The following is an 18,290-nucleotide window of genomic DNA, read 5'->3' as shown; positions in this document are numbered from 1 at the left end:
CTGACACCGGGGAAGGGATGTCAGATCCACCCAGGCGGGCATCGCCACCCGCGAGAACGGTCAGAAGATGCCCGGCATCACCTCGTCGGACATGTCCGCGAACTCGTCCTCCTGCTCGGAGGAGAACTCGTCCCAGCGACGCGAGTCCCAGATCTCGATGCGATCCATCGCGCCGACGACCGTGCACTCGCGCTCGAGGCTCGCCCACTCGCGCAGCACCGGAGGGACCGAGATCCGCCCCTGCTTGTCCGGAGTCTCCGAGGAGGCGCCGGAGAAGAGCATGCGCAGGAAGTTGCGCGCCTGGCGATTGGTGAAGGGCGTGTTGCGCACCCGATCGGTGAACTCGTTGAACGACTCGGTCGTCCAGCCGTAGATGCAGTGCTCCTGGCCACGCGTGAGGATCACGCCCTGCTCGAGCCGCGGACGGAACTTCGCCGGCAGGAAGAGCCTCCCCTTGTCGTCCAGACGCGGAGTGTAGGTGCCGAAGAAGTTGGTGACGTCGGGATTCACCACGGCCCTCCTCACCTCGCGTCTCGAGCCCCATGGGCGGCTGCTCCTTCACTCGCTCCACCATTTTGCACCACTCTAACCCACTATGCACCACCTTTCTCCCCCGATGGGGATGATCGCTCCCGTGTCGCCCCGTGGACATGAGAAAGGCTCCACGGGCGAAAAGCCTGTGGAGCCAATGAAAAAGCCGCCCTCACCTCACGGTGGGGCGGCTGGTGGTGGAGAGTGGTGCGTCAGTGGAGTGGTATCAGCGTCCGTCGTCCTGGCGGCGGTTCCAGCGCTCCTCCATCCGGTCGACGAAGGAGCCGGACTGCGGCTTGCCACCACGCGGACCTCCGCCCCCGGCCGGTGCCTCATCGCCGCCGATCATGCCCTGACGCCACGTGCGGATGAAGGCATACGACGCCCCGACCATGACCACGAAACCGATCGCGCCCAGCCAGGTGGACGCGGTCACGGCACCGCCGAGCAGCAGGCCCATGCCGATCACGAAGGCGACAGCCGCGAGGGCGACGATCTTGCGGTGGCGGGCAGCCAGCTTCGATCCCCGTAGGGTCGAGGCGAAGTCGGGATCTTCCTCGGCCAGCGACTGCTCCAGCTGGGCCAGCAGGCGGGCCTCTTCGTCTGAAAGCGGCACGATGGACTCCTTGCTCGGTGGTTAGGACAATTCTAGGCAGGCGATCTGCTGGAGACCACCCGAGCAGGCTGCGAATTCGTGACGCTCCCGAGCGGCCCTCTCGAGTGCGAACAGGGATTCACGCGCACCGGTCTCGACGTCGACGACCGCGCTCGGAACGAGATCGGCGAAAACCCGCAGCCCGCGGGTCGCCGCCGGGCGGAACCCCGCTGCCGCGAGCAGGGCATCGAGTTCCTCGCTGAAATAGCGTCGAGGACCGTGCTCGTCGGGATCCCAGTGGGCGACTGGACGTTCCACGAGTGCCTGGGCCGCCTGGAAGTCGCCCGCGACGGCCCGGGCGATCGCCGCGCTCACCCGCCCGGGCACCACGATGCTCAGGCGCCCCGACGGCGCGAGGGTGCGCGCCACCTCGCGCAGAGCGGTGACGGGATCGTCGACATGCTCGACCACGCCGTGGCAGAGCACGAGATCGATGGAGGCGGACTCGATGTGCTCGGCCAGGTCCTCGGTGTCACCGAGCAGCTGGGAGATGGGCACCCCCGCGTCGTCGGCACGGCGGGCCAGGGCGGCCAGGGCGTCCGGACTCGGGTCGACCACGACGACCTCGTGACCCTCGGCGGCCACACGAACCGCGTCACCGCCCGTGCCTCCCCCGATATCGAGAACCCGCAGGGGCCTGTCCTCGTCCGTGGCCGCTGCCTCGAGCGCATCGCGCACCGCTTGCCACATGACCTCCGCACGCACCGGTCCCATGGCTCCACCCTAGAGGTTCCCCAGGCCCTCGCGCCTCGTCGCCCGCGATGCCGTGGGCGGTGAGCCATCGCGCACCCATCCCCTACCCCATCGCGAGCGGTGAGCCATCACGCAGTTCGATGTGGAAAGTGCGGGATAGCTCACCGCCTGGGGAGGTCTCAGCGGCGCGGGACCTCGCCGAGGTGGGTCGCGATCGCGGCGGTCGCCAGGCCGATCATCTCCAGCGAGGTGCCGGGGTGGGCGTGTGCTCCGGCGAAGAAGAGACCACCCCTCGTATCGGATCCAGGTCGTTCGGCCGTGGCGTGCCAGCCACGCCATGCCCACCCGTCGTGTCCGAGCAGCACCAGCTCGCGCGGGGCCAGGTCGCGACGCGACTCGACCAACCCGCGCCAACGGAGGCCTCCTTCGGCGAGCGCGTCGAGCGCGTCCCCACCTGCCCGGTTTTCCACGACCCAGTGCGATGGTCCCGACCTCCACACCCGCACCGGACGCTCGGCATGGAGCACCATGTCGTCGAGGATCCCGGGATCCTCCGAAAGGGTCAGCAGCGTCCGGGGGGCAGGGATGCGCCGCACGAGGGCCGGTTCGGGTGTCGAGGACGGCAGATCGGGTGCGCACCAGACCACGACATCGGCGTCCACCGGCCCCGCATCGGTCTCGACGCCGATCAGTCGGCCAGCCGGTCCACGTCGCACATCCGTCGCCGTGGTCGTCATCCTGAGGTCGACCTTCCGCTCCCCCATCCGCCGCGCCAGCGCATCGGCGAGAGCAGGGAGACCGCCGTCGAAGCTCCACCGGCCGAAGTTCCGCTCGACGTAGTGCCATACGGCCGTGACGCCCGGCGTGTGCATCGGGTCATCACCCTCGAGGCTGGCGGCGTCGAGCACCAGCGACCGCAGTCGCCGATCCCGCAGCTCGCGCCGTGCGACCCTCCGTAGGGATCGCCGCGGACGGATCTGCCGCCGGTACCCCGGTTCGAGGACGCCGTCGTAGACCTCGTCGAGGACCCGCCGTCGCAGCGCGTCCCACCGTGGGGCGAGCGAGTCCACCCAAGGCGACCACTGATCGGCGCCGAAGGCCTGCTCGATCGCCGCGCTCTGGTCACCGCGCATGCCGAAGGGCAGATCGAGCACGTCGCGCCGACGGCCACGCACGAACACATGACGGCGGGGGGGCGCCGGAGCCAGATCGAGCACGCGATCCAGCTGACGTCCGGACTTACGGAAGAGATCACGGAAGACCCCCGGGAGCGTCACGGTCTCGGGGTACAACTGCCAGACGTGATCGTCCCAACGGAAACCGCGCAGGCGCCCGCCGAGCTCGTCGGCCCGTTCGATCAGGATGACCTCATGGCGCAGCTTGGCGAGTCTCGCCGCAGCACTCAGACCGGCGAAGCCACCACCGACGACCACGACGCGCGCCATGGGCGGCAGCTTACGGTGTCACCCGGCGCCGCTGGCAGCCCGCTGCGCATGGTTGTCGCCGCATGGTTGACCACGCACCGCCATCGGTTGACTGCTCACCGCCCTGGCGGGGAGGGGGTCAGATGAGGCCTTCGTCGCGCAGAGACCGGAAGATCTCACGGGTGGCCTTCGAGCGGTTCAACGTCATGAAGTGCAGACCGGGCGCCCCGGCCGCGAGCACATCGCGGCAGAGCTGGGTGGCGAGCTCGATCCCTTTCGCCCGCACTGCCGCACGATCATCGGCCAGCGGCTCGATCTGCTCGAGCACCTCGGGGGGCAACGCGGCACCGGACAGCTCGGCCATGCGGGAGACCTGCGAGAAGTTCAGGATCGGCATGATCCCCGGGATCACCGGGAGATCACATCCGCGCACATCGAGCCGGCGGACCAGATCGACGTAGTCGCTCGCCCGGAAGAACAGCTGGGTGATCGCGAACTCCGCACCAGCCTCGGCCTTCGACACCAGCACATCGGCGCAGGCCTCGCGATCGGCGGCATCGGGATGTCCCTCAGGGAACGCCGCCACGCCGACCGTGAGCCCGCCGAGACGCGCCGCGAGCTCGACCAGCTCGAGCGCATGGTCCATGCCCTCGGGGTGGCGCTCCCACGGTGCACGAGGGCCGCCCTGGGGATCGCCACGCAGGACCAGGACGTGATCGACACCGGCGGCGAGGTACTGCTTGAGCACGTTCTCGATCTCCGCCGTGCTCTGACCCACGAGGGTCAGGTGGCCGACCGGCTTCATCGAGGACTCCCGCGCGATCCGCTCCGTGACCCGGATCGTGCGGTCCTGATGCGTGCCGCCGGCCCCGTAGGTCACGGAGACGAAAGTGGGATCGAGGGGTTCGAGATCGGCGATCGTCTGCCACAGCTGCGCCTCACCCTCATCATCCTTCGGCGGGAAGAACTCGAAGGACGTGGTGGGACGGTCGCTGCGGAGAGCGTCGATGAGGGAGCGATCGGGTGCGGACACGACTCCACGGTATCGTCGTCGGCGTGACCAGCCCCCTCGACGATTCCACATTCCGAGAGAGCGTGGGCCGCGAACTCGAGCGCTTCGCGGATCTGCAGCGCCGACGTCTCGCCGAGGTCGACGACGAGGTCGCCGGGCTGGTGGACGCCGCGGAGGACTTCGTCGGCGGCGGCAAGCTGCTACGTCCGCTGTTCTGCTACGCCGGCTGGCTCATCGGCGGCGGCACCCCCGGCGACGCCCGAATCGCCCGCGCGGCCTCGGCCTTCGAATGGCTCCAGGGCAGTGCTCTGGTGCACGACGACCTGATGGACGGCTCCGATACCCGCCGCGGGCGGCCCAGTGTCCACCGTGCGTTCGAGCAGGTCCACCGGGGCGAGGGACGTGTCGGCGATCCGGAACGCTTCGGGGAACAGGTCGCGGTCCTGCTCGGCGACCTCCTGCTCAGCTGGGCCGATGATGTGATCCGCTCGGTGCCTCAACAGGCCGACTGGCACCTCACGGACGCCCTGGAGTACTGGGACCTGGCCAAGTCCGAGGTCATCGCCGGACAGTACCTCGATGTCGTGGCACAGACCCGCGACCGGCTCGACGCGGATGACGCCCTGCGGGTCGTCCGGTTCAAGTCCGCGAAGTACACCGTGGAACGACCCCTGCACATCGGCGCCGCCCTCGCCGGCGCGTCTCCCGAGCTCATCGAAGGATTGTCGGCGATCGCCCTGCCGCTCGGCGAGGCCTTCCAGCTGCGCGACGACGTCCTCGGCGTCTTCGGCGATCCAGAGACCACGGGCAAGCCGGCCGGTGACGACCTGCGCGAGGGCAAGCGCACCGTGCTCATCGCTCGCGCGGCCGAACGCGGCGAGGCCCGCCGCCTCTTCTCACTGCTGGGACGCGATGACACGGTCGACGAGTTGACCGTGCTCATCGACCAGAGCGGAGCGCGGGCCGATGTCGAGGCGGAGATCGGCCGGCTCGAGGCGCAGTCCGATGCGGCGTTGGCAGCACTCGGCGACCATGCGGTCGCGATCCTCGGTCCGCTCGCCCGGGCCACGACACGCCGCGTACGCTGACCGCGGGCACGCCATCACAGGGCAGATCAGCCGTCCTCTCCGTGCGGTTCTCTACACTCGAAGGGGCTCTCGACGAGCCCCTTCCCCAGGTTCAGGAGGACTGACGTGAGCGTCGCCGGAGATCAGGCGCTCGTCGGGCACACGCTCGACGGGCGTTACGTGATCCATGAGCGCATCGCTCGCGGAGGCATGGCCAGCGTCTTCCGGGCCACGGATCTACGGCTCGATCGCGTGGTCGCAGTCAAGATCATGCACGCCGATCTCGGGGACGCCGACGACTTCCGGCAGCGCTTCGTCGCCGAGGCCAAAGCCGCGGCCAAGCTCAACCATCGCCATGTCGTGGCCGTATTCGACCAGGGCACCGATGGCGACATCACCTATCTGGTGATGGAGTACGTGCCGGGCCGCACACTGCGCGATGTCATCCGCGACACCGCGCCGATGTCCCCGCAGCAGGCTCTCGCCTTCCTCGACCCGATCCTGCAGGCCCTGTCCGAGGCGCACACCGCCCGGTTGATCCACCGCGATGTCAAGCCCGAGAACGTGCTCATCACACCCGCGGGCGATGTCAAGGTCGCCGACTTCGGCCTGGCTCGCGCCGTCAACACCTCCACGACGCACTCCGGCGGTACCCTGATCGGCACCGTCTCCTATCTGGCCCCCGAGGTCGTCCTGCACCGCGGCGCCGATCCGCGTGCGGATGTCTACGCCTGCGGGGCGATGCTCTTCGAGATGCTTACGGGCGACAAGCCGCACGCGGCCGATACGCCGATCCAGGTGGCCTATCTGCACGTCAACGAGGACGTCGCCCCGCCGTCAACCCTGGTACCCGAGCTCCCCGACTATGTCGACGCACTGGTGGCACGGGCCACGGCTCGCGATCCCGAGCGTCGCTCCCCCGATGCCCGCGCGCTCCTGCACCAGGTCCGCCAGGTCCGGCACGCCCTTGCCGCCGGTCTGCCCGATGACCCTGAGCTGGCTGCCGACCTGCGCCCGTCCCGTCGCCCCGGTACTGACGGCGAGCCCACGCAGCAGGTCGATTTCACGGGCTATCCCCTCGATGCCGACGAGCACGCGACCGTGGCTACCCGTGCAGCCGTGCCCGAGCACACCATGGCCTGGGCTCCGGCCGCGGCAGGCCTTGCCGAGAACGAGGCGGCTGAGGAAGCGCCCCCTTCCCGGCGGCGTCCGCGACGCGGCGCGGTCCTGCTCCTGGCCGCCCTCGTCGCCCTCGCGGTCGTCGCCCTCGCGGGCTGGTACGTCGCGGACGGCCGCTACACCGACGCCCCCGATCTCACCAGCATGAGCCGCGAGGACGCGGTGTCAGCGGCGGAGTCCGCGGGCTTCGAGGTCGAGTTCACCCCGGACGCCTTCCACGAGGAGATCCCGGCCGATCACGTGATCTCGACCGACCCGGAGCCCGGCGAGCGTGTGCTGCCCGGGACGCTCATCTCGATCACGGTCTCCAAGGGCCAGGAACGCTACGAGGTCCCCGACCTCGCCGGCAAGACACTCGACGAGGCCCGCACGATCGTCGGCTCGCTCAATCTGCGGATCGGTGAGACCCCCGAGGAGTTCCACGAGGAGATCCCCGAGGGCAGCGTCATCCGCATCGCCAACCATGAGGTCGGTGAGCAGGTCAGGCGCGACACCTCGCTCGACCTCGTCATCAGCAAGGGCCGGGAGCCGATCGCCATCACCGACTTCACCGGCAAGACCGCCGATGAGGCCCAGGCCGGTCTGCAGGAAGCCGGATTCCTGGTCAGGGTCGAGGAGCAGTTCAGCGATGAGGTCGACGAGGGGATCGTGATCTCCCAGAATCCCCAGGGCGGGAGCGCCTTCCGTGGCGACACGGTGACGATCGTCGTCTCGCAGGGCCCGGAGATCATCGAGGTTCCGGACCTCTCGGGCATGACCGAGGACGAGGCGCGCAAGGCCTTGGAGGATCTCGGCCTGGAGATCAACGCGACGCGCAATCCGCTCGCCGGCGACGATCCGAAGGTGCGCTTCCAGAGCCCCAGTCCCGGATCCGAGCGCGAGCGCGGTGACACCGTCACCGTCTTCTTCAGCTGAGCCGGTCCCTCGCGCCGCGTGGGGCGGTGACGTACGCACGCCTCACGGGCCGGGAGACGTGCGTACGTCACCGCCCCCAGCAGCGAGACGTGCGTACGTCACCGCCCACCCGGCGAGGGGGGCGTAACTCACCGCCCCCGACGGGTGAGGCTCAGTTGTGGCCGAGCATCTCCGCGACGAGGAAGGCCAGTTCGAGCGACTGCGCCCGGTTGAGGCGGGGATCGCACAGCGTCTCGTAGCGGGTCTCCAGGTCGGCGGCCGAGAGCCGAGAGCCACCGCCGACGCACTCGGTGACATCGTCTCCGGTCAGCTCGACGTGCAGGCCCCCGGGCCAGGTGCCGAGCGAACGGTGCACCTCGAAGAAGCCACGGACCTCGTCGATGACCGCATCGAAGTCGCGGGTCTTGTAGCCGTTATCGGTGGCGAAGGTGTTGCCGTGCATCGGATCGGTCACCCAAGCGACCTCGACGCCCGCCGCACCGACCTTCTCGATGAGCTGCGGCAGCAGATCGCGGATCTTCTCCGCGCCGAAGCGCGTGATGAAGGTGACCTTGCCGGGCGTGCGCTCAGGATTGAGCTTCTCGTACAGGGCGATCGCGTCATCGGCCGTCGACGTGGGGCCGAGCTTGACGCCAATGGGATTGGCGATGTGGCTGAGCAGCTCCACATGGGCGCCGTCGAGCTGGCGGGTGCGCTCCCCGATCCACACGAAGTGGCCCGAGACGTCGTAAGGACGGTCCGTGCGCGAGTCGATGCGCGTGAGCGCATGCTCGTACTCCAGCACGAGGGCCTCGTGCGAGGAGTAGAAGTCGACCGTGTGCAGCTCCGCCGGGTCGGCTCCGATGGCCGACATGAAGGCCAGGGCGCGGTCGATCTCCGCACCGACCCGCTCGTACCGCTCGCCGACGGGGCTGCTGCGCACGAAGTCGGTATTCCACTCGTGCATCTGCCGCAGGTCGGCGTAGCCGCCGGTGGTGAAGGCGCGGATGAGGTTCAGCGTGGAGCTCGACGCATGGTAGACGTCCAGCAGGCGCTGGGGATCATGGCGACGGGCCTCGGGGGTGAACTCGAAGCCGTTCACGGCATCACCGCGGTAGGCGGGCAGCGTGACGCCGTCGCGGGTCTCGGCATCGCTCGAGCGCGGCTTGGCGAACTGGCCGGCCAGGCGGCCGACCTTGACCACGGGGACGCTCGCGGCGTAGGTCAGCACGACAGCCATCGAGAGCAGCACCCGCAACTTGTTGCGGGTGTTCTCGGCCGTCACACCCTCGAAGGTCTCAGCGCAGTCCCCGCCCTGCAGCAGGAAAGCCTCGCCGCGAGCGACGGCGGCCATCTTGTCGCGCAGGGCATCGCACTCGCCCGCAAAGACCAGCGGCGGCATCTTCCGCAGCGTGTCGACCGTGCGGTCACGGTCGATCGAATCGGCATAAGTCGGCTGCTGTGCGGCGCCGATCGCGCGCAGGTCGTCAAGGCTGGGAATGCTCACCGCACTAGGATACGCGGTCGCCATCGGCGCCCGAATCACGGTTTCGGCTACTCGGCGATCTCGTCCCAGACCTCGTCGACGGCGGCCTTCTCCTCGGCCTTACGCTCGGCATCGGCACGTTCCTTGTCGCGCTTCTTGGCGTCCTGCGCGTAGAGATCGACGTACTCCTGTCCGGACAGGTTCATGATCTCGTACATGATCTCGTCGGTGACCGCGCGCAGGATGAAGCGATCGCCCTCGAGTCCCTCATAGCGGCTGAAGTCGAGGGGCTCGCCGAAACGCACGCCGGGCCTGGCGAAGCGTCCGAAGATCTTGCCCGGAGGGGCGATCACATCGGTATTGATGACCGCGACGGGGATGACCGGAACCTTGGCCTCCAGCGCGACCCGGGCGACGCCCGTGCGCCCGCGATAGAGCTTGCCGTCGTGCGAGCGCGTGCCCTCGGGGAAGATGCCGCAGACCTCTCCCTCAGACAGCAGCCGCAGCTGCGTCTTGAGCGCCCCGGCGGCTGAAGATCCGCTCGTGCGGTCGATGGGGACCTGGCCCGTGCCCCCGAAGAACTTCTTCTGCAGCCAACCCTTGACGCCCGGCGCCTCGAAGTACTCGGCCTTCGCCACGAAGGTCACCCGGCGGGGCATCACGAGCGGCATGAACAGCCAGTCGCTATAGGAGAGGTGGTTGACGGCCAGGATCACCGGGCCCTCGGACGGCACGTTCTCGAGCCCCTCGGCGAACGGACGGAAGATGACGCGCAGCAGCGGGCCCAACGCCAGGTACTTCAAGAACCAGTAGAGCACGACGGAACCATACCTCCCCTGGCCCGCGCGGCCCCACTGGTGCGAAGATGTCGCCATGGACGAGCGCGACGAGCGCGACGCATTCGATCGGATCGTCGAGGGACTGGATCTGGATCTCAGCGACCTTCCCGACCTCGACGAGGCCGCCGAACGTCATGCCCGCGAACGCGAGACGGAGGACGCTGTCCCTGCCGGTCCCGCCGACCTCGATGACGATCTCCCCCCGGAGCTGCGCGAGGACGAGGGCGACGACGAGGTGCCGTTCTACCGCCAGGTGCCTCCCGCCCGTGTCCGCCCCGCACCGGGCACCGGACTGGCCTGGGCCGGCGTGCTCGCGGCGCCCGTCCTGGTCGTCGCGTCCTTCCTCTTCGACTTCTGGGTCGCCAGCTGGCTCATTGCTCTGCTGACGGTCGCCTCGATCGTCTCGGTGGCCTGGTTGTTCTGGCGGCTCCCCGAACGCGGACCCTCGCACCGGGACTGGCCAGACGACGGCGCCGAGCTGTGATCCGGGCCATGTCGGCGGCGCCGATGAGACCGGCCTCGGGCCCCAGATGCGCCCCGACGATGCGCGCCTCGGCGCGGTAGCCGCGTCCGGTCAGGCTCCTCGCGAAGGCAGCCCGCGCCGGACCCAGCAGCAGGTCTCCGTTCGCACTCACTCCCCCGCCCACGATGAAGACCCCCGGATCGAGGGCGGCGGCGACATTGGCCAGCCCGACTCCGAGCCAGTCTCCGACCTCCGTCAGCCAGGACACCGCCTCCTCCTCGCCCTGCGCGGCGAAGCGACCGACCAGCGCACCGTCGACCCGCGCGGGGTCGCCGTCCGCCGCGGCGAGCAGCGCGGCGCCGAAGGGCGTCGCCTCCTCGACCGCTGCCCGGGCGTGCCGCTGGAGCACGCGACCGCTGGCGTACTGCTCCCAGCAGCCTCTGTTGCCGCATTCGCAGGGCCGGCCCTCGGGAACCACCTGCATGTGCCCGAACTCTCCCGCGATGCCGAAGTGGCCCCGATAGGGCTGGCCATCGATGACGATCGCCCCGCCGATACCGGTCCCGAGGGTCACCATCACCAGATCGGCCTCGTTCTGGGCGGCGCCGAACCGCCACTCGGCCCAGCCGCTCGCATTCGCGTCGTTGTCGACGAGCACCGGCAAGCGGGTCCGCCGGGCGATGGCATCGCGCAAGGGCTCATGCCGCCACGCCAGATGCGGGGAGAACACGACCGTGGACTGCGAGGCATCGACATAGCCGGCCGCTCCGACCCCGAGCGCCCGCACGGGCCAGTCGTCGCGGAACGCCGCGGTGATCTCTGCGATCGCGTCGACCATCGCGACCGGATCGGTGGTGGGCGTCTCACGTCGGCTCTGCGCCAGCAGGCGGCCATCCTCGTCGACGACCCCGGCGGCGATCTTGGTGCCGCCGATGTCGATGCCGATCGCGAGCCGGTCAGCCATCGCTCGCCCCGGCGATCCCCTCGACACGTTTCTTCAGGCCTTTGAGCGCCGTGTCGACGATGACCTTCTCCGCCTTGCGCTTCAACATGCCCAGCAGCGGCACCTTGACGTCGACGCGCAGCTGGTAGGTCACCTCGGTGCCGTCGTCGACCGGGCGCAGCAGATAGGCACCGTCCATCGCGGTGAGCATCGAGGCATCACCGTGCAGACTCCAGGAGACACCGCGGTCGCCGTCCCAGTCGTAGCGCAAGGTGAACTCATCGCTGATCGGTGCGGCGGCGAGCACGAAGCGCACGTCGCGGGCGCGACCGGCAGGACCATCGGCGACGACCTCGGCCTCCTGCATGCCGGTGGCCCACTGCGGATAGTGCTCGAAGTCGGCGATGACGGCCATGACATCGGCCGCCGGCGCGGCCACGACGATGCTGCTCTCGGTGCGCGCCATCGATCCTCCTGGGTCAGTGGTGAACGGCGGGGAGCATCGCTCCCCGTACAGCCTAGTGGTCGCCGGAGGTAGGGTGACGGACTGTGAGTACTGCAGCACCCGCCAGTGACCTCGGCAACCTCTCGCACGACCTGCTGGACCGAGTCGTCGAGGCACCCGACGAGATAGCGCTGCGCCGCCGGATCGACGGAGCCTGGACCGAGGTCACCACCCGCGAGTTCCACGCGCAGGTCGTAGCCGCCGCGAAGGGCCTGGTGGCCGAGGGCGTGCAAGCCGGCGACCGGGTCGCCATCATCGCCAAGACCCGTTACGAGTGGACGGTCCTCGACTACGCGATCTGGTGGGCGGGTGCTGTCAGCGTGCCGGTCTATGAGACCTCCTCGGCCTCGCAGATCGCGTGGATCCTGTCTGACTCCGGTGCCACGCACGTCTTCGTGGAGACCGAGGAGCATCGCGACCGCGTCGAGCAGGCGCGGACCGAGGCCCCGGCCGTCCGCAGCATCCGCCCCATCGAGGATGTCCTCGCGGCGTTGCCCGCCGCGGGCGAGGAGATCGACGACGCCACCGTCGACGAGCGCCTCGCGACCTTGTCCTCGGAGTCGATCGCCACTCTCATCTACACCTCGGGCACCACCGGACGTCCCAAGGGCTGCGAGCTGACGCACGGCAACTTCCGGGCGGAGCTGGGCGGCGCGATCGAGGTGCTGCCGGAGATGTTCGCCGAGCCCGACGCCTCGACCCTCCTCTTCCTGCCCCTCGCCCACGTCTTCGCGCGCATCATCCAGATCGGCGCGATCCGTTCCGGCGCCGTCCTCGGCCACACCGCCGACATCCCCGATCTCGTGGAGCATCTGGGCGAGTTCCAGCCCACCTTCGTGCTCGGCGTGCCCCGCGTGTTCGAGAAGGTCTTCAACTCAGCCAGCGCCAAGGCCTATGCGGAGGGCAAGGGCAGGATCTTCGATCGCGCCGCGCAGGCGGCGATCGCCTACAGCCGTGCCACCGAGGACGGCGGTCGCGCGGGCCTCGGACTGCGTCTGCGGCACGCGCTCTTCGACCGCCTCGTGTACGGCAAGCTGCGCGACGCGCTCGGCGGCAAGGCCCGCTATGCGATTTCCGGAGGCGCCCCGCTGGGTGACCGACTCGGCCATTTCTACCGCGGCATCGGCGTCATCGTGTTGGAGGGCTATGGCTTGACCGAGAGCACCGCCGCCCTCGCGGCCAACCGAATCGAGCGGCAGCGCATGGGCACCGTCGGGCTGCCCTTCCCCGATACCGAGGTGAGGGTCGCCGAGGACGGCGAGCTGCTCTTCCGCGGGCCGCAGATCTTCGGCGGCTACTGGAACAACCCGGAGGCCACGGCGCAGGTGCTCACCGAGGACGGCTGGTTCCACACCGGCGATCTGGGTGAGATCGATGACGACGGCTTCATCCGGATCACCGGGCGCAAGAAGGAGATCATCGTCACAGCGGGCGGCAAGAACGTCTCCCCGAGCGTCCTGGAGGATCGCGTGCGGGCCCATCCGTATGTGAGCCAGTGCCTCGTGGTGGGCGATGGCAAGCCGTTCATCGGTGCCCTCGTGACGATCGACCAGGAGCACTGGGAGGGTTCGCTGGACGATGATGAGCTGCGCGACGCCATCCAGGGCGCCGTCGACGAGGCCAACACCCAGGTCTCGCGGGCGGAGTCGATCCGCAAGTTCGTGATCCTCGATGAGGACTGGACTGAGGACAACGGCTACCTGACACCCTCGTTCAAGGTGAAGCGGCCCGTCGTGCTGCGCGACTTCCACGATCTGGTCGAGTCCCTGTACGTCCGCTGAGCGCCCTCATCCGGCGGCGGTCCGTCAGGAGGCGAGCGTGACCAGGTAGTCCCGCCACTGCGTCGTCACGGTGTCCAGGTCCGTGCCGAGGACGTCCGCCAGGGCCGTGTCCACCGGTGACCCGGCGACGACGGCATCGTAGAACTCCCGTACCCGGGCGTCGCCGTACTCCTCCACGAGCATGCGCACCGCGAGCCAAGCGGACTCGTAGACGGCGGTGACCCGCTCGGCATCGCCGAAGTCCTGGGGGCCGGGCAAGGCCGAGGGCGGCCCCTCACGTCGCACCTGGCCCAGGATCCGTCCCGCACTCGTGTCCACGTCCGCGGTATCTCCGCGCAGGGCGATCTCATCGGCATAGCCCTCGGCCACCCACATCTCCACACGCGCGCCGACGACCTGCGTCAGCTGGTGCACGGCCTCATGGACCAAGACGATGCGTCGGCCGCGTTCGTCCATCTCGGCGAAGACCGCGGGGTTGAGGGCGACGACCGCCCCCGCGTCCGAGGTGGCGTCCAGCCGGGTGGTGACCGCGGCGATCGCGGCGGCTTCGTCGGGAGCCCGTCCGGCGAGACGCCCGAGCCCCGCGTCGGTCGCGGGGACGACGAGGACGAGCCGGTCTCCCGCGGTGTCCCCGAGTTCCTCTCGCGCGCGTCGCGCGGCGTCTACGGCCGACGGGGCGATCTCCTCGGACCGCGCGTCCCCGACCGCGACGACCACCGCCTCCCCCCTGACGTCCACGCTGATCTCCCCGGCCAGCCACAGCGGGAGCGGCTCGCCGTCCCGGCGATCCGTGCCGGTCCAGGCGAAGCGATCCCCGTCGGGGCGCATCACCAGTTCGACCTCACTGGCACGTTCCGCGGCGGGGAGCACCGAGCCATCGGTCTGCCAGGTGACCCGGACGGTGACGGTCGTCGAACCGTCGTCGCGCGTGGGCGCCTGTCCCCCGTCGACATAGCCGAAGCGGACCTCCCTGCCGCCGAGGAGATCGAGGACCTCCACGGCTCGCTTCGCCGTCCCCGTACGGCCGGCAGCGGCGATGAGCTCCTCCCCGGTGGTATCGCTCATCGCCCGCAGCTGCTGATCGATGACTCGCGTAGGGGCATCGGGATACGACACCTCGTCCGCAGACGAGGAAGGGCGCCAGGGTTGCTGCCATAGCAGCACCCCGGCGCCCATCACGATCAGCGCGGCGAGGGCGAACACATTGGCTCGCACCACCCGCGAGGGGCCCGCTGCGGGCCCCTCAGGCATGGCGTCGGTCGATCAGCCGACGCGCGCGGCGACGTCGAATCCGCCGAGACCGACGATCTCAACGGTCTTACCTGGACGCGGCGCGTGGATGACCTGGCCGTTACCGATGTACATGCCGATGTGCGACATGCTCGAGTACGCCACGAGATCGCCAGGCTGGACCTCGCTGAGCGGGATCCGGGTGCCGGCATTGATCTGCGGGCCGACGACGCGAGGCAGCGAGACGCCGGCGGCGGCCCACGCGGCCTGGGTCAGACCCGAGCAGTCCCAGCTGTCGGGACCGGTGCCGCCGTAAGCGTAGGGGTCGCCCAGCTGGGCGAGGGCGAACTCGATCGCGGCCTGCGCATTGCCGCTCCCCGGAGGGATCTCGACATCGGGCGCCTCGGTCTCACCCGGCGCGTTGATCTGCTCCTGCTGCGCGGCATCGAGACGCTCGAGATCGGCCTGGGCCTGCTCGTAGGCGCTCTGGACCTCGGCCTGCTTCTCCTCGGCCTCGGCCACCGCGGCCTCGAGCTTGGCGCGATGCTGCTCGAGCTGCTTCTGGCGGTTCTTCAGGTCGCGATGGGTGTCGGAGAACGCGTCGAGGGCCTCCGAGCGCGAGGTGTTGAGCGCGTCGACGGCGCTCAGGCCGTCGAGGAAGACCTGGGCGTCCTTGCTCGCGATGAGGTTGACCGTCGGGCCCAGCGGAGCATCGAGATGCTGCTGGACGATGGCGGACTCGAGCTCGGTGCGCTGCGCGTCGTACTGCGACTGGACCTGCTCGATCTCCTGGGTGAGCGCGTCGATGCGGCGCTGCAGCGTCTCCTGGTCCTCGGTGAGCTGGTTGACCTCCTCATTGGCCGCCTCAGCGGCGTGGAAGGCCTTCTCGACGTCGTCGGCGGTGACCTGAGGGTCAGCCTGGGCCGACGTCAGAGACATGACGGCCGCGAGGCCCAATGACGTCGTTCCGACGGCGAACGCGCGAAGGCGCGTCGTGCGATGCGTGCGTGGCACGGATCAACTCCTGCTCGATACCTCGACGCCTACCGGGTGAGCTGACGGATTCGGGCTCAAGGCTGCCCTACCTCGTCGGACATGTCCGGCGAGGATTCACCCCACACTGATTGGTTCCCCGGTCCGCCCGAGGGCGATTCGGCGGTGCCATCGCCCCCATCGGTCGACGGAGTTCATCGATGACACAAGGCCTCACTCTAGGCAACGAGCGGGGCTGATTCAACTCGCGTCGCGGTGCGTCGGCGGATCATCGAGGGTCATCAGCCGAAGTGGGGGGACGAGTCCGGAATCGGCGAGGGCGCCGAGGGCGGAACGCTCGGCGTCATCGAGGGCGACGACATCCTGTGGCGGACCCAGCAAGACGCTGACGACGCAATCGCCGCAGGCCCCGGGGCTGCGCACGACGCAGCTGTCGCAGTCCACGACGAGCGGGTCCGCACCTGGCCCAGGAAGCGGTGTGGCAAAGCTCATGTCCTTCATGTGCCCGACACTAAGCAGACCCACTGACACTTTCGGTCCGGCGTGTCGCAGGAGGTGGCCCTCCCGCGGCCCACGCGGAATTGACGGTGGCCGACCCTAGGGTGATCCGCGTGTTCCAACCAAGCTTCGAGGACCTCGGCCGTCCCTTGCACGACGTCACCTTCTGTGTCGTCGACCTGGAGACCACCGGCGGCTCCCCCGCCAAGGGCGCGAAGATCACCGAGGTCGGCGCGGTCAAGGTCCGCGGCGGTGAGGTTCTCGGAGAGTTCCAGACCCTCGTCAACCCCGATGAGTCGATCCCGGCGTTCATCACGGTGCTCACCGGCATCACCGATCAGATGGTCATCGACGCGCCACGCATCGCCGAGGTCCTGCCGAGCTTCCTGGAGTTCGCACAGGGCTGTGTGCTCGTCGCCCACAACGCTCCCTTCGACACGGGCTTCCTCAAGCACGCGGCCGCCCAGCTCGAGCTACCCTGGCCCCGCTTCGAGGTCCTGGATACCGCGGTGATCGCTCGACGCGCACTCCTGCGCGACGAGGTCCCCAATGTCAAACTCGCCACCCTCGCGGCGCGCTTCTCCGATGTCGTGCCCGATCACCGTGCGCTCACCGACGCACGGGCCACCGTCGACGTCCTGCACACGCTGTTCGAGAGGCTCGGCTCGCTCGGCGTGGACACGCTCGAGGAGGTCCGCGATCTCACCGCCGCCGTCGCCCCGGCACAGCGTCGACGGCGCCACCTCGCCGACGGACTGCCCGACGGCCCCGGCGTCTACCTCTTCCGCGATCGCGACGACCGCGTCCTCTATGTCGGCACCTCACGATCCCTGCGCAAGCGGGTGCGAACCTATTTCACCCGTTCTGAGACCCGCTCACGCATGGGCGAGATGCTCGCGATCGCCGAGCGCGTCGACACGGTGTCGTGCAGCACCGCGCTCGAGGCGGCTGTCCGGGAGCTGCGGCTCATCGACGCGCATCGCCCGCCCTACAACAAGCGCTCCAAATTCCCTGAGCGGCAATCCTGGATCAAGCTCACCCGCGAGCCCTGGCCGCGGCTGTCGATCGTGACCCGGGTCAGCGATGATGCCGATTACATCGGGCCCTTCCGCCGGGCCGCCGCCGAGGCGGCCGTCGCCGCCTTGCACGAGACCTTCCGCGTACGCCAGTGCGCCACGCGATTCGGCAAAGAGCCGCGCCGGTCACCGTGCGCCCTCGCCGACATCGGTCGCTGCCTCTCTCCCTGCGACGGTTCGGTCGGCGCAGCGGAGTACGCCGGGGAGGTGGAGCGGCTGCGAGACGCCCTGCGTGGCGATCAGCATGCCGTTGTCGTCGAGCGGATCGATGCCAAGATGCGCGAGCAGGCTGAGCGCGAGCGATACGAGCAGGCCGGAGTCTGGCGCGATCGGCTCACGGCCTTCCTGCGCGGGAGCAGGCGAGCCCAGCGGCTCGCGGGAGTCGCCGGCATCCCCCAGCTGATCGCGGCGGCCCCCCGCACCGACGGCTGGGAGGTGCATGTCGTCCGTCATGGCCGATTGGCGGCTGCGGGAGTCCTCCCCCGGGGCGCGGCGACCTGGCCGTGGATCGAGGCTCTCGTGGCCACCGCCGAATCGGTCGCCGCCCCCACGGGGCCGGCGCCATCGGCCCTCATCGAGGAGTCCGAGGCGGTGCTCCGCTGGCTCGAGCAGCCCGGGGTGCGGCTCATCGAGGGGACCTGGGCGTCTCCGCGTTGGAGCACGGCACGTCACCTCGACCGCTATGAGGTCGATCGATCTATGCTCACTGTGTGATCACCGCGATTGTCTTCATCGAGGCCGAGGTCTCGCAGATCTCCGAGATCGCCCAGCAGATCGCTGAGATCTCCGGGGTGAGCGAGGTCTACTCCGTGACCGGCGAGCTGGATCTCATCGCGATGGTGCGGGTGCGCTCCCACGACGAGATCGCCCGTGTCGTCCCCGACCGCATCAACAAGGTGCCCGGCGTGCTCAGCACCCAGACCCAGATCGCCTACCGTGCGTTCAGCCGGCACGATCTCGAGGACGCCTTCTCCATCGGCCTCGACTAACACCCACCCGGCGCGGACCCCGATTCCAGAGG

At 69.3% G+C, this 18,290-nt stretch carries 18 protein-coding genes and 1 riboswitch; of the genes, 6 read left to right on the top strand and 12 right to left on the bottom strand.

The features are described from left to right. Positions 1-60 precede the first annotated feature (60 nt). The 5 genes from mraZ to metF all read right to left on the bottom strand — a co-directional run bounded on the left by mraZ (position 61) and on the right by metF (position 4,336). Positions 61-510, bottom strand: a complete 450-nt coding sequence (gene mraZ, locus BHE97_RS10700) for a division/cell wall cluster transcriptional repressor MraZ (protein WP_087624046.1) — start codon at positions 508-510, stop codon at positions 61-63. 247 nt (positions 511-757) lie between these two features. Beyond that, entirely contained in the window at positions 758-1,147 is a 390-nt protein-coding gene (locus BHE97_RS10695; RefSeq protein ID WP_170931366.1) for a DUF3040 domain-containing protein, read from the bottom strand. Positions 1,148-1,168: 21 nt separating this feature from the next. Then, positions 1,169-1,900, bottom strand: coding sequence for a methyltransferase domain-containing protein (locus BHE97_RS10690; protein WP_087624016.1), 732 nt, complete (start codon positions 1,898-1,900; stop codon positions 1,169-1,171). Positions 1,901-2,058: 158 nt separating this feature from the next. Next, entirely contained in the window at positions 2,059-3,324 is a 1,266-nt protein-coding gene (locus tag BHE97_RS10685; RefSeq protein WP_087624015.1) for an FAD-dependent oxidoreductase, read from the bottom strand. Positions 3,325-3,442: 118 nt separating this feature from the next. Then, on the bottom strand, positions 3,443-4,336 hold the full coding sequence (metF, locus tag BHE97_RS10680) for a methylenetetrahydrofolate reductase [NAD(P)H] (RefSeq protein ID WP_087624045.1): 894 nt from the start codon (positions 4,334-4,336) through the stop codon (positions 3,443-3,445). 23 nt (positions 4,337-4,359) lie between these two features. Here metF and BHE97_RS10675 point away from each other — a divergent pair, with 23 nt between their 5' ends. Both BHE97_RS10675 and pknB read left to right on the top strand, forming a co-directional pair. Continuing rightward, positions 4,360-5,403, top strand: coding sequence for a polyprenyl synthetase family protein (locus BHE97_RS10675; RefSeq protein WP_170931364.1), 1,044 nt, complete (start codon positions 4,360-4,362; stop codon positions 5,401-5,403). A 105-nt stretch (positions 5,404-5,508) separates the two neighbouring features. Continuing rightward, a complete protein-coding gene (gene pknB, locus BHE97_RS10670; RefSeq protein WP_087624013.1) occupies positions 5,509-7,476 on the top strand; it encodes a Stk1 family PASTA domain-containing Ser/Thr kinase in 1,968 nt (655 codons plus the stop codon). 151 nt (positions 7,477-7,627) lie between these two features. Here pknB and BHE97_RS10665 read toward each other — a convergent pair whose 3' ends face one another. Further along, the gene (locus BHE97_RS10665; protein WP_087624012.1) at positions 7,628-8,986 is read right to left on the bottom strand and encodes a 3-deoxy-7-phosphoheptulonate synthase class II; all 1,359 of its coding nucleotides are present in this window, start codon (positions 8,984-8,986) and stop codon (positions 7,628-7,630) included. Between the two features lie 23 nt (positions 8,987-9,009). Beyond that, entirely contained in the window at positions 9,010-9,759 is a 750-nt protein-coding gene (locus tag BHE97_RS10660; protein ID WP_087624011.1) for a lysophospholipid acyltransferase family protein, read from the bottom strand. A gap of 55 nt (positions 9,760-9,814) precedes the next feature. On the opposite strand from BHE97_RS10660, the gene BHE97_RS10655 reads away from it, so the two are divergent. Continuing rightward, complete coding sequence (locus BHE97_RS10655) at positions 9,815-10,264, top strand: hypothetical protein (RefSeq protein WP_087624010.1); 450 nt, start codon at positions 9,815-9,817, stop codon at positions 10,262-10,264. Here BHE97_RS10655 and BHE97_RS10650 read toward each other — a convergent pair. Both BHE97_RS10650 and BHE97_RS10645 read right to left on the bottom strand, forming a co-directional pair. Next, on the bottom strand, positions 10,152-11,207 hold the full coding sequence (locus BHE97_RS10650) for an ROK family glucokinase (RefSeq protein ID WP_087624009.1): 1,056 nt from the start codon (positions 11,205-11,207) through the stop codon (positions 10,152-10,154). The two genes, BHE97_RS10655 and BHE97_RS10650, sit on opposite strands and share 113 nt — an antisense overlap. Beyond that, the gene (locus BHE97_RS10645) at positions 11,200-11,652 is read right to left on the bottom strand and encodes an SRPBCC family protein (protein ID WP_087624008.1); all 453 of its coding nucleotides are present in this window, start codon (positions 11,650-11,652) and stop codon (positions 11,200-11,202) included. The genes BHE97_RS10650 and BHE97_RS10645 overlap by 8 nt, the downstream gene beginning before the upstream one ends. Before the next feature lie 83 nt (positions 11,653-11,735). Between BHE97_RS10645 and BHE97_RS10640 the strand changes: the two genes are divergently transcribed. Next, a complete protein-coding gene (locus tag BHE97_RS10640; protein WP_087624007.1) occupies positions 11,736-13,472 on the top strand; it encodes a long-chain fatty acid--CoA ligase in 1,737 nt (578 codons plus the stop codon). A gap of 24 nt (positions 13,473-13,496) precedes the next feature. Here the strand turns inward: BHE97_RS10640 and BHE97_RS10635 are convergent, their stop codons facing one another. From BHE97_RS10635 to BHE97_RS10625, 3 genes are all read right to left on the bottom strand, one after another. Next, a complete protein-coding gene (locus BHE97_RS10635; RefSeq protein ID WP_140400093.1) occupies positions 13,497-14,723 on the bottom strand; it encodes a hypothetical protein in 1,227 nt (408 codons plus the stop codon). Between the two features lie 12 nt (positions 14,724-14,735). Then, a complete protein-coding gene (locus BHE97_RS10630) occupies positions 14,736-15,716 on the bottom strand; it encodes a C40 family peptidase (protein ID WP_087624005.1) in 981 nt (326 codons plus the stop codon). An 11-nt stretch (positions 15,717-15,727) separates the two neighbouring features. Continuing rightward, a riboswitch (cyclic di-AMP (ydaO/yuaA leader) is annotated at positions 15,728-15,870 on the bottom strand. Positions 15,871-15,935: 65 nt separating this feature from the next. Beyond that, entirely contained in the window at positions 15,936-16,196 is a 261-nt protein-coding gene (locus BHE97_RS10625; RefSeq protein WP_236757640.1) for a hypothetical protein, read from the bottom strand. A gap of 110 nt (positions 16,197-16,306) precedes the next feature. Between BHE97_RS10625 and BHE97_RS10620 the strand changes: the two genes are divergently transcribed. Continuing rightward, positions 16,307-17,983, top strand: coding sequence for a DEDD exonuclease domain-containing protein (locus BHE97_RS10620; protein WP_236757639.1), 1,677 nt, complete (start codon positions 16,307-16,309; stop codon positions 17,981-17,983). After that, the gene (locus BHE97_RS10615) at positions 17,980-18,258 is read left to right on the top strand and encodes an Lrp/AsnC ligand binding domain-containing protein (RefSeq protein ID WP_087624002.1); all 279 of its coding nucleotides are present in this window, start codon (positions 17,980-17,982) and stop codon (positions 18,256-18,258) included. The genes BHE97_RS10620 and BHE97_RS10615 overlap by 4 nt, the downstream gene beginning before the upstream one ends. Positions 18,259-18,290: the final 32 nt, after the last annotated feature.

Source organism: Aeromicrobium sp. PE09-221 (assembly GCF_002174305.1).
Taxonomy (GTDB): domain Bacteria; phylum Actinomycetota; class Actinomycetes; order Propionibacteriales; family Nocardioidaceae; genus Aeromicrobium.
Note: the sequence above shows the minus strand (reverse complement) of the source record. Positions and strands in the feature narration are given on the sequence as shown.